Source organism: Clostridium sp. CS001 (assembly GCF_020443565.1).
GTDB lineage: Bacteria > Bacillota > Clostridia > Clostridiales > Clostridiaceae > Clostridium_AD.
On the sequence record NZ_JAIZZN010000007.1, the window covers coordinates 1 to 15,549 of the forward strand.

The window sequence follows — 15,549 nt, forward strand, 5'->3', positions numbered from 1 at the left end:
TTAAACACTTATATTTAGGTCTCTCAACAATAATACTCTGAAGTTCCCTTATATCTTCAATTTGTCCTTCAAAGTTTAAAATCTCTTGTTTTGTCAATTCATATTCTTTAACATATTTTCTAATAGTTTTTCTATCAATTCCAGTCTCTCTTGCTATGCACCTTTGAGACTTTCCGTTTAGATATGCCGATATTATGATGTGCTGTTTTTCACTCAATTTGATCATCTCCATTCCCCCTCTTATGATGTTCTATCATAAGAAAGTTTACATTAAAGTGGGGGAGTTTTCAATTAGAATGGTGGGGTACTTTTAGATTAACATATACAGTACTGTTGCTTATGATTAATTCAGGCTTTATAGCAATGGAATTAGAGTTAAATATTATTTTTTGTTCATAAAATGAATTTTCAATATAACACCAAGTATCAATTATAGGCTTTGCAGCTAAGTAAGTTAAATCTTTTTCTATTATTTGAGTTGCAACCGAATGATTACTGTATATACTATCATCTCTTGCAATATTAACAAGCACATCTATTCCTTGTTCAATCTGCTTTTTTGCTTTAATATATGCATTATAAAAATTGTATTCATTAATGTATACTTTGGCATAGCATTTTCGTGTTATAACAGAATCGTTTATGTGATTTTCAAATTCATTCAATTCCAAATTGCTATGCTTTAAGAAACGCACATTGCCTATTCCAAATTCTGATAATGCTGAAATATTGCTAATTGGTATAATAACTGTATACCAGTTATTATTTTGTATGTATTCAGCTGGGAGTTTTATAGAATCATCTTTTAAGCCTGCCATTCGTGTCGTGAAATACATCATGTCAAATACACTAAGCTTATCAAAATGAAATTTTGATAAGTTTGTATCTTGAAGTAATGTATTATTAAAGACTCTACACATTAACTGTGTTTTTCCATTATCATTTGTTAAAGTATCTGGATAATAGTCTCCAATAAATTTAGAGTTTTTAAATACCTTAAGGCCATCTAATAAGTGATATGTTGAATAAGGTTTGAATGGAAGTTGTGATAATTCAGCGTAAACTTTTAAATTTATACCATCAGAAGCATAGGAACAGAATATAGTTGGTGTAACTTTATTGTCATCTAAACACGAAATAACAATGCTGTTTTTGTCCGACAAATAATCTGAATTACCTATAAAAACAAATAGATGGGTGGTAATTAATAGTAGAGTAGTGGATACATCATTTGTCTTTATATCTGTATTTATATCACGAAATACCTCCTTGATTTTTTCATTAATATTTAATTTTTTAATAATATCTAATATCTCACTTATACACTTGATATTAATTGGTGTAAATGTATGATGGTCCGTGTCAGCTCCAACCAAATAATAAATATCTGTTGACCTAATTTCTTTTTTCTCACCTGTTTTAAAAAGTATAAGTCTAAAATTAGAATCAGATGAAATCTGAATGTAAAATTGAAGCATTACAGAACATTGCTTATTCTGAAATGAGACTTTTTCTTGAAATAAATTAATATCATATAATTCATTCATTGACAGTTCTCCTTTCTGTGATTATATGGATAATTGTTACCGACAAAGTTATATGATGAAATTACGTCAACTATATTTTCTGAATTTTTACCAGTAGTAAAAGGTTGCTATTAACATTGAGTCTCTATGTGTATACTATACTCCCCTAAGAATGCTTATAAATAAGGGCTCGTAGTGGATAGTCTATCATACCTACCATCTTCCAACGGAGTAGCCCCACGAGCATATCTATTTCTAATTTATACCAACTTATTAATTTCTACCTTTTCATCCCACCATTTATATGTTTTATAGAAATCTTCTACTAACAATGAAGTACTATACTCATATCTATTAAGATTAAAACAATTTTTTCTCAACTCATTTTTTATGCTAAAATTAACTTATTCTTTAACAAGTAATCTTCTCCAACTAAATTATAAATACTTTTTACTGTATTCAACATAGTTTGTTTTGCTTTCTTACTAACAAATGTTCCAACTCAATGAATTCATTTTTTTTACTTATTCAAGCATTGCTAATTTATTGACATCACTCCTACCTATACGATGCCATTGATCTAACATCGGAACTATAATCGTAGATGCTAATAATTCTTTTATGTCCTGAGATATCTCCTTTATGCAAAAGTAACCTGATAATATATAACTTGTATCAGTCTTTATCAAAACCTCACATAAATCTATTAAGCGGTGTATCTTTCTAAATTGTATTTCCTCATTTTTCTTATACTCTTTCTAAAAAGAAATCTTCCTTACAAGTTTCTTAATGCTTTCTTCATCGTTAACTAAATTAATTTCAATAAAATCCTTGAAATATTTTTGCATCTTTAAAGGTAAATCCAATCCCTGAAATTCCTCTACCTCTCTTATAAATTTCTTTTGAAAAGCAATGACCTCATTATCTTTCACTTGATTGCTAACTCCTTTTTTTAAAGCTAAAAGTTTAGAAGCCATAGCACCTAGATTTATTCCTCTTAAAGTCAGATTTTTTGAATGGCGATTACCGATAGCAATAGCTTTATTTATATATTTAAGTGCAGCACTTATAGAATTGTCTTCGATAAGGTAATTTCCTATTCTCCAATAAGTAACAAATGATGGGTAATTGCACTCCGCTTCCCTTAAACCAATCCACCTGCTATCCTCAAACCTTTCATAAACCAACGCCTCATAAAGTTCCTTGGCTATTTTTTGTTTATCCATACTTGCTTCGCTCATAATCTTCGTGTAGTGCATCATCGGATATGGAGACGTGCTATTAATTACCGCCTTAGCTAGAAATCTAATACCATTGCCCTCATCATCCATTGCTTTACCCAGATAATTTATTGCTTCTGTATAATTACCCACTTCACATTCCAAATTACTTCTAAACTGATACTGAATGCTTTTATCATAAGAAGAGTCAAAACCTTCTATAATTTCGTCTGACTCCTTTCTTAATTCCTTAAGAAAGCTTCCTCTCTCTTTTAGTTTAACTTGTCTTATTCTAAGAATATTTGCTAAAAGTTTTGTTCCCCTTGCTTCCATAAGAAGCTCTGATTTGATATTTTCACCGATGTCATTAAAACCAGTTGCCATTGGTAATACCTCTAGAATATCATTTATCATTAAAATTAACTTTTCCATTTTTTTTACAGAACCATAAAAATCGAAAATGTTTTGTAGGTGAATACCTTCCCTTATTTTGAATATTAGGTACTGATTTAAGTTTTCAAAGTTCGTAATATAGGTACCTATTTTATCATTGCATTCCAAAATAATCTTTCGACTCGCTAATGTATCTCCTTCATGTGTATAAATAGTCAGTAGTAGAAGTTTTATATCAAATTTAAATTTATGGTAATCGCCATTAAGTTTATTTTCAATCCCTCGGTTTTCTAGTTCATGTAATAAAAAGCTCTCTACATTTAAAAGATATTCTTTTCCTTCTGTAAACTTTCTATTTATAATGAGACAATTTAAGTAATTAACTATGTTAATTAGATGAAGGTTAATTGTTCCATTCTCCAAAGAAGCAAATCTGTCCAAAATAAGCTTTTTTCTATTGATGTTACCGTTTAAGCTTTTTGAAGTTAATATCAACAGGATTGCATTACTGAAATTTTCCTCAAAGATATATTTGTTAATTAAAGTCTCTGCTAAGCGTTCAGTAAGAGAAAACTTATAGATTTTCTCCTCCATTATTTTAATAATTTTATCCTCATACCCATTAAATTTTTTGGCGCCCATAGTTAAATAGGAATTACATACTATATCAGCTAGCATGAGTTTTTGGTTTTTTCTTGCTGATCCTAGGGTTAGATTAAGCCTATTTCCATTTATAATGCTGTCTAAATCCCCATATAGTATTTTTTTCTTAACATGTTTTTCATACTCACTTTGCCCTATTATTTCTACATAGTTAAATTTATTTGATGATCTAACTGCAATTAACACTTCTAATTCTATATCTTCGTATTTTATCACCAATTCTTCATAAAGCTTTACTACACCCTGAGATAAAACATTAAGGTATGTATCATCTTCGTTTATGTTTAAAAGTCTTTCAGTATTTTCAAATATAACAAAAGCCTCTACTTTATCTGTTAGATCATTTAGAACATCACATACGAAGCATCCTACATTCTCCTTCATTTCATTTAAATGAATAGTAGTTGAGCCACTCTTCGAGATATAAAGTTCTTTCAATTCTTCAATTGTTATTGCTCCCTTTTCACTTAATACTCCTCCAACCAATGATGGATTATTCTTAAGTTCCATATCATTTGTTGAAAAATCACCACTTTCATCCAGCCAAAGTTCAAATTTTTTCATATATATTCTCGCCTCCAATATTTTTTACTTAATGCATTTTTGTTTGTTTTATACAAATCTTACCTACTTCTCAATTAGTTCACCGCAGACAAAATTAAATGAAATGATATATTTAATAACCTAAAATCAAATTTGTTTCTAGATGTGTATATTGTTTTGAGTCTTAATTTAACTTTTCAGTCAACTTAAATTAGTTTATCAATGTATATTTAAGTACTTTCACAGACTCAACTATTTTTATAGCCTATGTAGACCTATAAATGAAATTTTATAGAATTAAGTTTATTAATATTTGTATCTTCTTAATATCGCTAATTTTTAGCCAAAATTCTAATTGTATCATTATACTTATCAATATATTTTTGTCTTTCAGAATCATTTCCCAGTGGTTCACCATATATTATTGCAATATTCTCATATAATTTAGCCAATAACCTAATGTCCTGATTATTTTTATCAATCTTATTAATAGACTCTAAAGCTACCTCGTAATTAGTCAATGCATCAATAAAACATTTTCTATCATTATCGATTGACCCTAAATTCAAAAAAACATTTGCCCTCCCATTATATAACATAGCCATTGTGTTATAGTTTACTTTGAATCCTTGTTGTTCAATGTATAACAACTTTTGGATTCCTTCTGTGTATTTTTGTTGTGCTTTTGTGTATTCGCCTTTTCGCCTTAAAACTTGTCCCATATTCGCATAATGCATAGGAATAGCATTTAAGATAGTAAGCTCCTTACTGTTTAAACCTTCTTTTAATTCAATAGTCTTAGATAAATAATATTCTGCCTTTTGAAGATTATCCTTTTTTATATAACATAATCCCATATTATTATAAATGTTAGCCTTCAAAATCACTTCAACTTCATCATAATCTTCAGAACCCGGCAATAATTCTAATGCTTTTTTACTTAACCCAAGTGAACTATCTATATTATCTATATTTTTATAATTAATTGCATTTTGCAAATTAATATTTGATAATATATATTTATTCTGACTAGACTTATCCAAGTTAACACCAATTTGCAATAACAACTTACATAACTTTTCATTATCGTTCATTGATTTAGTTATGTTACCAATTTTTCTAAAGTATTCACTTCTTAAATTATAGAAGTTTGCGGCTACTATTTCTTTAATATTATGGTCTTCAATAATTCTAATGGCTTTATCCAAATCATTATTGTATCCTAAATTTGAGCCAAACCCATTCTCTAAATAGATTTGCGCCTTTACAAAATAAGCTCTTAATAAAATTAAGACATTGTTACTTATCCATTCACTCCCGTTAAATTTTTCAATCAAATATATATAATCCGTTAAAAACTCATCAATTCTCTCCAATTCATAATGCTTAATATTTTTTCTTTCTATAATATTATAGATGTTGTGATCGCTAAAATTTTTGCTGTTAATTAGCTTTTCTATAAGGTCTGGATTAAAATGCATTGCATAATATATAGAATGAAAAAACAAATAATCTTTTTCCGCATCTTTTTCTAATACATCTATTGTTATATTTATTACATTTGTGACCCAAATTCTGCTCATATCTTTTATAAGAATATCATAATTTTGTAAAAGATATCTTCTCAAGTCTGAATGTGCAACCATTATTGCATTTCCTCTATATGTTCTTTCCTTTTGTAGCATCAAACTAATATCTGCAAAATATGCAAGAAATCTGAAATTTATCTGTTGCCCATCTAATAAATAACATATTTCTTTTATTGTAACTGCCTTTCGAGAACTTGCTAAAATCAATAAAATCTTCAATATTTCCATAAAATATTTATCACTGTATAGATTATGTAATAAATTAAGAAATTCGCCAAAAATATTTATTCCATCATTAATGAAATTGTCACCCTTAAATTTTATTATATATTGTATAAGTCTAATATATAAAAATTTATTCTCTGCAAGTTTTATAATTTGGTTTATTTTATCTTTATTCTCAATATTGCTAATTTTACTTATAAATTTAGCCATTGTGTCAATATACTCTTTATTCTCACAACGAACAATTAATCTATCGCTTAATTGTAATTCTTTTAATTTAGAATTAACGAAATCGGAATTTTCATCACTTGTTCTACAAGTTAGCAAAATATATATTCCATCATTAAGATCTTCAATATTTGGTATTATATCAAATATTGTCCCGCTATCTTGTACCGGTATCTCATCAAGCCCATCAATAATAATTAATAACTTATTATTCCAGCAATTATTTTTATAAATATTTTGGAAAAATTTAAGCACATTTGCAAATTCTTTTTTATTGTATACATCCTTCTCAAAAAATCTATGTACACCATCTTGTATATTTCCTTTTATAGAATCAACTTTATCATCATCATACTTAAGTGAATCAACAATATTATTTTTAAATATATCTACCTTGTAAGAATATGCATCATTGATATAATATGATCTTACTGCAATTTCAGGAAATTTAATCTTACATATTGAATGTTGATCAAGCATTTTTGAAAAAGTTGTCTTGCCCATACCTGATTGCATTTGAAGTAAATATATTCCTTTATTATCTTTGTTAATATTACTTTGCAACCATTTTTGCAAATAAAGTGGTATTTGAACAGTTTCTGGTATATCTATGTTATTTATTAACTCTTCCTCACTGGTTTTATATATTTCATTATCTAAATATGTTACATTTTGAATGTTAACCTGTAAATCTTTTGATACTACTTTCGAAAGTTCTTCAAAATATGGTGTTTCCTCAATTAATATTTTTGCATCAATATAGTTTAAAATTTTTACTTTTTTCTTGCATTTTAAGTAAGAGTCAAAAAAATAAATTCCATCATCTCTTACTGTTATATAATTTTTTAGTACTATTTCTTTTCCTTCACTATAAAAACATAGTTTCGAACAATTGGTAAATATTTTTACATCTACATTTACACCCTGTAATTTAAATATCTGATTTTCTTTTATTAATTCAAATGTTAAATTAGAATACCTTTCTTCATACCTATCAAAGTGTTCTTTTATTATTTGTAATTTTTTTTCAATATCATTTCTAAAATCCTCAGTATCATCAAGTTGAAGTGCACCATGACCAATAGTATCATTTCTCCACTTTACAATATGTTCAGTTTTTTCTATATTAACTATGTCTGATAAAATTTCCATAACATCGCTCGTATCATTAATCTTTAGACATTTTGAGGCTATTTCAAACCAATGTCCCAATGACATATTATTATTCAAAAGATATTCTATTATTTTATTTATCTCTTTATCTCTTTTTCCAACCGTATCATACTTACTAAGTATGAGTAGTGTTGGAAATTTTATCATTACCTCGAATAAATCTTTTATCTGTAGTAGTACCCCATAGCGTTTATCTTGCTCTAACAATTTAAACACTCTCTTATATTGCTCAGAAATGATGAATGGAAATTTTGTAAATACTTTTGTATTCCATAGAGATTCTTGTTTGCATTTTTGAAGATTCCACGGCAAAATTAAAGTATTATGTTCATTAATTAAACATTTAAAATTACACACATTTGAATTAGATGAGCAAAATAACATATTGTTCATTTCTAATAGCTTACCATTACAACATGGACACATTTTTTCCATCAAAATACCCTCTATCTTTTTTAATTTTTTCTAGATAATTAAATCATGGAATTATTAAATATTCCTACTACTAATAGGAAAAATATTAACCACTAATTATATAAAATCTATGTAATCCTTAATGCTTTAAAATTTATACTAATAAGAATTAATGTGTTTTCTCAAATGCAGAGTTGATTTACAATCCATCTATCTTTAAAAACAGTTTGTTGAACACATCCATAAATAAACTATGTGTTCAACAATCTATTATTTTAGGTATATCAACACTTGCTCATTACAAAATATACTAAATGATTTGTTTTATTCAATATCTTTACTGCTATTTCCATTTTTACTTCCCCATCAACCAACGAATATAGGCGGTATATAAGAGTCTTATTCTTTCCTTATACACTTGAAACTTCAAGTTTTACTTCACATACTTTTGCTTCAATTTTTTCAATAAGAGTTAACAAATCAGCAAGATCTTTTCGTTCTAACTCAGGTAAATCGCCCTGTTCATGAGTTCCTTTGTTCAAGAGACTCCAAGGATATTTTTCTTTAAGTTGCTTCAACTCAGATTGCAATTCATTTAGACTTGAAATGCCTTGAAGTTCTTTGATTAAACTATCAACCACCGACGATAAATCTGGTCTAGATCCTGGACTACGCATCGTTACTTTTAAATTCATATTTAATTTTTTGCATAACTTATTCCATAATTGTTCTGAGATACTTTCTATAGCTTGACGACAACGAGAAGCGACATCTTTTCGATCATCTTCTTCAAAAGATTTTTTTGCTAGTAACAAATAATGCTTAGAGCTACCGTTAGATATCTTAACTCCTCGTTCTTCAATAACATCCGAAGGTACAAATCTATAACTTTTAATTTCTTTACTTGCAGTAGATGCTCCAATCTTATGTTCTAGCTTTGAGATAAACTGTGCTCCATGACAAGTAAGAATATGTTGTCTGTCCTTCAAATCAGGATTCTTGAGCAATAGTTCTGCTATTCCATCCCGATGCTCATCATCTATAGCGTTTACAATGTCATCAAAAATAATGAAACCTAAATCCCCATTAACTACTTTAGAAAGTAATAGTGACAATCCAAGAATCTTTATATGTCCTTCACTGAGAATCAATAGAGCATCGTATTCTTTTGTATCACCATAGAATCGTATAAATATTTTTTCACCTGGTCCCGTAGGTAGTTTTAGATATTCCAATTTTTCAAAATCAGAATCATGATCATTTATTATATTAAAAAACTCTTTTGTCCTATCCGCAAGACCCGCAGCTAATATCAACGGTAGAGCATTTCGATATTCCTTGAGTTTTCCAATAAGTGACTGATAAGAGCTAACATATTCTTTATGAACATCAATCGCATCTTTGAGTTTTTCTATTTCTTTTAGTTTTTCTATATTTTTAATTTTAAAATCTATGACTTTTTTTTCTAAATTAGTTTTTTCGTTAGACCATGTTGTTCTCAATGCATTTGTTTCATCAAGATGTTGCTTAAAGTTTTGATATTTTAAAAGCTCTTTATTTATTTTCGCTTTTTCATCTCTTTTTTGTTGTAAAGTAGTGTTATAGGATTGAATATCCCTTGAAACCATGGTATTCTCAGCAGCTGTTATTTGTACTTGATTCAATTCAATTGTAAATGTATTCTTCCATACGCCTATTGATACGATACCAGTATAAACAAATTCGGTAAGCAATGAAAAAACTGGCTCTTTATTAGCAACCACTTCTTTAATTTTATTCAATTCTTTAATAGTATTATTTAAATCTCGTATTTCTTTTGATATTGATATTGCAATCGATTCAATATCAGACTGTATTGTCGCAAGATGTCCCACTTTGCCAAGTTCAGAAACTGCATTAGTAAATGGATCAATGACTGCCTTATCTATTGGTGTTTTACAAGCTGGACATACAGACTTATCGGAGTCAATATCTTTAGAGATTAATTCTATTGCCATATACAAATCCTTAAAATTCACTTCTGAAGATAAATTTTCTAAATCTAATATTTTTAACTTCAATAAAGCAAATCTTTCTCCAAGTTTTCTCACACTAGTACTAAGATTTCCAATAATTAATTTATTTATATCAATAGGTACGCTCTCAGCCTTCTTCTCTTGGAGTGAATTTACTACTCCTTTTGTACCATTATCTCCTATCAAATATAAATTTAATTCTTCAAGTGTCTTTATCTTTTCTTGACCTACTTCATTTAATAGGGTCGTGACTTTCTCTGCTTGATTACTTAGTCCTTTATTAATTTCAACAATTCGCGCCTTAGATACTGCATTTTCCTGAATTTCTACAGCAAAATCAAGTTCCTTCTGATTGACTAATGTCAAATACTTGCCATCAAAATTTTCCGTGAAATTATTGACAAATTCATTAAAATCATCAAGACCAAATAATGTTGCAATGCGATCTTGTTGGTTTTTGGCTGTGGCAGAAGATATTCTCGCAAAGTTGTCAATACGATTCTTTTCAATAAAGCTGAAACGATATGCTGTTGGATTCTGAGCAATCATGACCTTTTGCTTATCTTTTTTAATCCCATAGATCGTTGGATTTTTACCCGTTCCAACTTTTGCATTTTTTGTATATAATGCAACATCAATTCGCTTTGATTCTGCTTCTGAAATGCTACCTAAAAGTGCATATTCAAGACCTTCACAAAAACTAGACTTACCAGAACCGTTTGGTCCATACATAAATGTGTACTTTTTATCGAAAGTAAAAGTCTCTTCCACAGAAAATCCCCTGAATGGTCCGATTTTTAATTCGGAAATGTAATTAACTATTTCAGTATCTGCTGTACTTGTACTTGCTAGATCAATCAACATAGAAGAAAGATCTGTTTTATGTTTTACAATTAATTGTCCAATCTTCTTTGCCCTTGACCCTCCAGCAGTTCCCAACGGAACAATGTCGTCAAAGTTGGTTATGAGGAGATTTAAAAACTTCTTATCTGTGTCTGAAAGCGTTAATTGATCGAGTGAAATTATCCATTTATAAAATTCTTGTTTTACTAATGAATCCCCCATTTTGTGTCCCCTTTTATTTCATTTTTCTATTACTTGTACTTATATCTTTTAAACAAAAATATATGGTCTTTTTCAATCCTACATTATAAACACACTAATTAAAGACTTTATGTAATATCACTGTATTAACAGCTATAAAGTATTCCATTAACATAATTCAACAAACTCCCCTAATTCTCCTTCATTGCTTGTAGAAAAAAGTAAAAAAATACGATATATTACACTTATATTATTTCCATTTATCCCAATAGTCATCTATCTAATGTGAAAAGATATAAATTAAATTTGTAAAATTATTATAAAGCCAATTTCTGAATTTTGTATACTTATACTTATGCTAGGTGTAAAATATTAATATTCTTATAATTCACCCAATCAAATTATCACAAATACTAATACAATACTTATTGAACCTTCTCCTCATCAAATCTAGTAAAACAAAGTTGACTATATTATTAAAATTTTAAAATTACTCTTGTTGTTTATTTGTAAGTACTTATATTACACAAAATCAAGTAAAATGTAACACAAGACACATTTTTAATAATGCTTACCAACTGATTAATAAAGATTTAATGTTGCACGTTATAAGTTAATTATGCATATTCCTTCATTTTATACATGTTTCAGTACACATCAAGTTGTATGCAGCAAAACCCACCTGTATGCTCAGTACAGGTGGAGTTGTGTTAATTACATTTTTTAGGTTACCTAAAATCAACATTTATTGATATTTTCAGTACACCTTATAGTTGTACGTCTACTCAAAAGTGGCAAGCTCTAGCATGTAGATGCTATCCACTTCCGCAAGCTATTTCCTATATAATAAAAAAATAAGAAACCACTATTTATAATTAAAAAATAAATAGTGGTTTTTTATGTATTTTCATATATTTAAAATTAATTTTTCTAGGCTAGGCTACTGCCAGTTATAGAAGATGGTAGACTTGAATCTTCCAAAATGTTGTTAAACTATCCTAAAATGCTCTTGCCTTAAACCCCTTACCTCTTACCTCAGTTGTATCCATAATTGATATCACTGCTGAAGTATCTATATTTTCCATTAAGTTTTTAACTTCTTCAATTTCCCTAGGTGATAAAATACAGTAAATAATCTTCTTTTTTTCTCCTGTATAAGCACCCTCTCCGTAAAGATAAGTTACTCCTCTACCTAAGTTTTCTAAAATAGCTTGTTTGGCTTTATCGCATTTTCCAGTTACGATTAAAACTACTTTTTCTTGATTAAATCCTTGAATAACTTTATCTACCATGGCAGCACTAATATACATTGCAATTAAAGTATATACTGCTGTTTCCAAGCTTCCAATAAACATGCCCATAGCAACTATAACTGAATTAATCATAAATGCTATTCTACCTATAGATATTCCATACTTTTTCTTAACTACCACAGCTATAATATCTGTACCACCTTGTGATGCTCTATTTTTAAATATTATTGCAGCACCTATTCCAGTTAATGCCCCTCCACATAAAGAAGCTATTAATGGATCTGATATATAATTTAAACTATGAAAGTTTCTAGTAATGATTAAGGATAAAGACATAGATATCATTCCTATAAAACTAAAAATACCAAACTCTCTATCAACCACTTTTATTCCTATTAAGAATATTGGTATATTAATAAGTATTACCCAATAACCAGAGGGAAACTTCGTTAAATACTGTAGAATTATTGCTATACCTGCAACTCCTCCACTTAGCAATCTATTAGGTATTATAAATACATTTACTCCCATAGAATATATCATACTACCCATAATAATCATTAAAACTCTCAATATGCCTTTCTCTTTAATACTCATAATTAAATTAACCTCCCTATCACTCGTAGAGCTATGGTGCAAAATATAGGCAGGTCTTCTGACTTAAGACTCATCATTTAAGTGCGCCTTCCCTGTTACCAAGTGGCATATTGCACATAAACTCATCTAATACAGCTACGGGATAGTCCAGGATTCTAACCTGATTCCCTTTTAATTAATCAATATTGATTAAACCTATATTTATTATTAAATTTTATTGTTTATAATATTATTTTTATTTCACAACGGAATCCTTTATTGACATTTTGTATTGGTCCATAAAGTATTTTTCTAAACTCTTTATCTCATCATCCACCTTTAATACCGCATTATCCCATCTACCTGAATCCTTTACGCTCTTCGTTGTATCCTTATGGTCTATATCTTCTACTTTTAATAAAGTATTGCTAGCTAAGTCATAATGGTAGTAAAACCCTGTTCCCATAGCAGAAACATAATAATATTTTTCAACTTGATTTTTTTCATAGCTAAAATTATAATAATCAACTGTTTCCTTACCTTCTTTATCTGTTTTTATAAATTTAGCATATCCATCCGTGCCTTGCTTTATGCTAATGCTTAATCCGCTATTTTCAAAGGGACTATTGATTTTATCAGTATAGACAAGAAGACCATTTTCCTCGCTAAAACCCTTTAATTGTGAACTTGACTTAGTAGCACTATTTCCACACCCTGTTAATATACTAAAAACCAAAGTTAATACTAAAAAAACATTTATTACTTTTTTCACTTTTATATCCCCTTTCATTATATGTTTATAAGATTTTTTATATTTGAGTTAATTTGTGCTTTTGAGTTATTGCTTATCTTTATATATTGACTGTCCATGACCTTTGAAAGCTTTTCTGCAAACCCATATTGAATATAACTATCTTCTGTATCGATAATCATGCTTTTTATGCCCTTGCTATTGAATTTCTCACCTATATTAAGTGCATCCTCAAAAGCATTATTGCTCATTAGAGGCACATTAGCCTTTCCATCAGATACAAGAATAATAAATTGTAGTGAATCTGGATTTCTAATCCTTTCGGCTTTAAGAAGCTCATCAGCTCTATGAAGTCCAAGTGCCAAAGGAGTTTTCCCTCCTGTTGGCAAATACTTAAGACACTTTTCCGCTAAGTCTACACTTCTAGTAACATTTAAGAGGACCTCTGCCTCTTGCTTTCTAAAGGCTATTACTCCTACTTTATCCCTCTTTTGGTATGCATCATTTAAAAGTGAAAGCACTGCACCCTTCACGATTCCCATTCTCTTTCTGGCTCCCATAGAACCACTAGCATCTACTATAAATAAAATAGTTGCACCAGTACGTCTTTCCCTAACCTTTTCCCTAAAATCCTCTGGTTTTATGCATATAAGCCCTGAACTTCTATCCCTGTTTTGCTGATTACATGCAGCTATTCTAAAGGTTGCATCAAAGGCTATATCCTTTAATTTTCCCTTTGGAAATTTATACTTCACATATCTTCCACTTTTACTATTGGTTTTTACCTTACTTCTCTTGCCTAGTCCCTTTAGCTGAGATTTCCCTTCAAATACTACCTTTATCGACAATTTTTCAGAATAATCATTAACAGCTTCAACTTTTTCATTGCTTAAAGTCTCCTTCTCGCTGGTACCACTTTCTCCATCTAATCCCGAACTCATATTTTCATAACTATCCTGCTGTGGATCTGAGTTCCCATTATCTTTTTCATTCTCTAGTTGGCCATCCACCTGTTCTACATCTCCATTGCTTTCCTCACTATATTGATCCTCTTCTTCAAAGGATACCGCTTCACGGATTCTATGAGGCAATACATAAAATGCAGCCTCTTTTATATCCTCAAGCTCTACAATGGTTCTTTCGTCTAATGCTGCTATAGCCTTTGAAGTTTGTATAAGCTTTATTTCCGACCTATTTCCTGAGCATTTTCCTTCCATTGAAAGGGACGCTGCAAAATACATATTTTCCTTGGACACTGTTGTTTTATCAATGAGCTTTCTAGCCTTTTCAATGGACTTTTTAACAACTTTATCTCTACTAATCCATTCATTGCAGAATTCTTTTGGATTTCTCTCGTATCTAAGACATCTATCCATAATTTCTGTTCTTAGATCAATGTCTGTCTCACCTTTAACCTCTACATATAGACCAAACCTATCTATGAACTGAGATCTTAGCACCCCTTCTTCAGGATTCATAGAACCTACAAGCACAAATTTAGAAGGATGGCTATAAGAAATCCCTTCCCTTTCAATAACATTTACTCCTTTAGATGAAACCTCAAGAAGTATGTTCACAATGTGCTCACTTAAAAGATTCACTTCGTCTATATATAAAAAATTATTATGGGCACTTTTTAGGAGACCAGCTTCTAAACTCTTTCTACCTTCCTTAAGAGCCTTTTTTATATCTATACTTCCTACAACTCTATCTTCAGTAGCATTTAAGGGAAGATTGATTACAGACATATTTTCCATAACATTTGCTAATGCTCTTATAATTGTTGACTTAGCACTTCCCTTTTCTCCACTTACAAGTACCCCACCAATATTAGGATTAATCACGTTTAATATTAATGCTTTTTTCATTTTATCTTGTCCAACTACAGCAGAAAAAGGAAAATAGATTTTTTCATTCATTGTCATCACCCTATACT

The 15,549-nt window shown here is 29.4% G+C and carries 9 protein-coding genes and 1 riboswitch; all 9 genes read right to left on the reverse strand.

The window, feature by feature from the left end; genetic code table 11:
• Positions 1 to 226: helix-turn-helix domain-containing protein (locus tag LGK97_RS06455; RefSeq protein WP_226258936.1), on the reverse strand; the 226-nt coding region annotated here is incomplete at its 3' end.
• A 61-nt stretch (positions 227 to 287) separates the two neighbouring features.
• A complete protein-coding gene (locus tag LGK97_RS06460; protein ID WP_226258937.1) occupies positions 288 to 1,547 on the reverse strand; it encodes a hypothetical protein in 1,260 nt (419 codons plus the stop codon).
• Between the two features lie 503 nt (positions 1,548 to 2,050).
• Complete coding sequence (locus LGK97_RS06465; protein WP_226258938.1) at positions 2,051 to 2,215, reverse strand: hypothetical protein; 165 nt, start codon at positions 2,213 to 2,215, stop codon at positions 2,051 to 2,053.
• Between the two features lie 69 nt (positions 2,216 to 2,284).
• On the reverse strand, positions 2,285 to 4,366 hold the full coding sequence (locus LGK97_RS06470) for a hypothetical protein (protein WP_226258939.1): 2,082 nt from the start codon (positions 4,364 to 4,366) through the stop codon (positions 2,285 to 2,287).
• A gap of 311 nt (positions 4,367 to 4,677) precedes the next feature.
• Positions 4,678 to 7,995 carry a tetratricopeptide repeat protein gene (locus tag LGK97_RS06475; RefSeq protein ID WP_226258940.1) on the reverse strand — a complete coding sequence of 1,106 codons (3,318 nt, stop codon included), beginning with the start codon at positions 7,993 to 7,995 and terminating at the stop codon, positions 4,678 to 4,680.
• Positions 7,996 to 8,384: 389 nt separating this feature from the next.
• Complete coding sequence (locus tag LGK97_RS06480; RefSeq protein WP_226258941.1) at positions 8,385 to 11,054, reverse strand: AAA family ATPase; 2,670 nt, start codon at positions 11,052 to 11,054, stop codon at positions 8,385 to 8,387.
• 977 nt (positions 11,055 to 12,031) lie between these two features.
• Positions 12,032 to 12,883 carry a YitT family protein gene (locus tag LGK97_RS06485; protein WP_226258942.1) on the reverse strand — a complete coding sequence of 284 codons (852 nt, stop codon included), beginning with the start codon at positions 12,881 to 12,883 and terminating at the stop codon, positions 12,032 to 12,034.
• A 30-nt stretch (positions 12,884 to 12,913) separates the two neighbouring features.
• Positions 12,914 to 13,097: riboswitch (cobalamin riboswitch) on the reverse strand.
• Positions 13,098 to 13,118: 21 nt separating this feature from the next.
• Positions 13,119 to 13,634, reverse strand: coding sequence for a hypothetical protein (locus LGK97_RS06490; RefSeq protein WP_226258943.1), 516 nt, complete (start codon positions 13,632 to 13,634; stop codon positions 13,119 to 13,121).
• Between the two features lie 17 nt (positions 13,635 to 13,651).
• Positions 13,652 to 15,532 (reverse strand): magnesium chelatase subunit D family protein, encoded by a 1,881-nt coding sequence (locus LGK97_RS06495; RefSeq protein WP_226258944.1) that lies wholly within the window; start codon positions 15,530 to 15,532, stop codon positions 13,652 to 13,654.
• Positions 15,533 to 15,549: the final 17 nt, after the last annotated feature.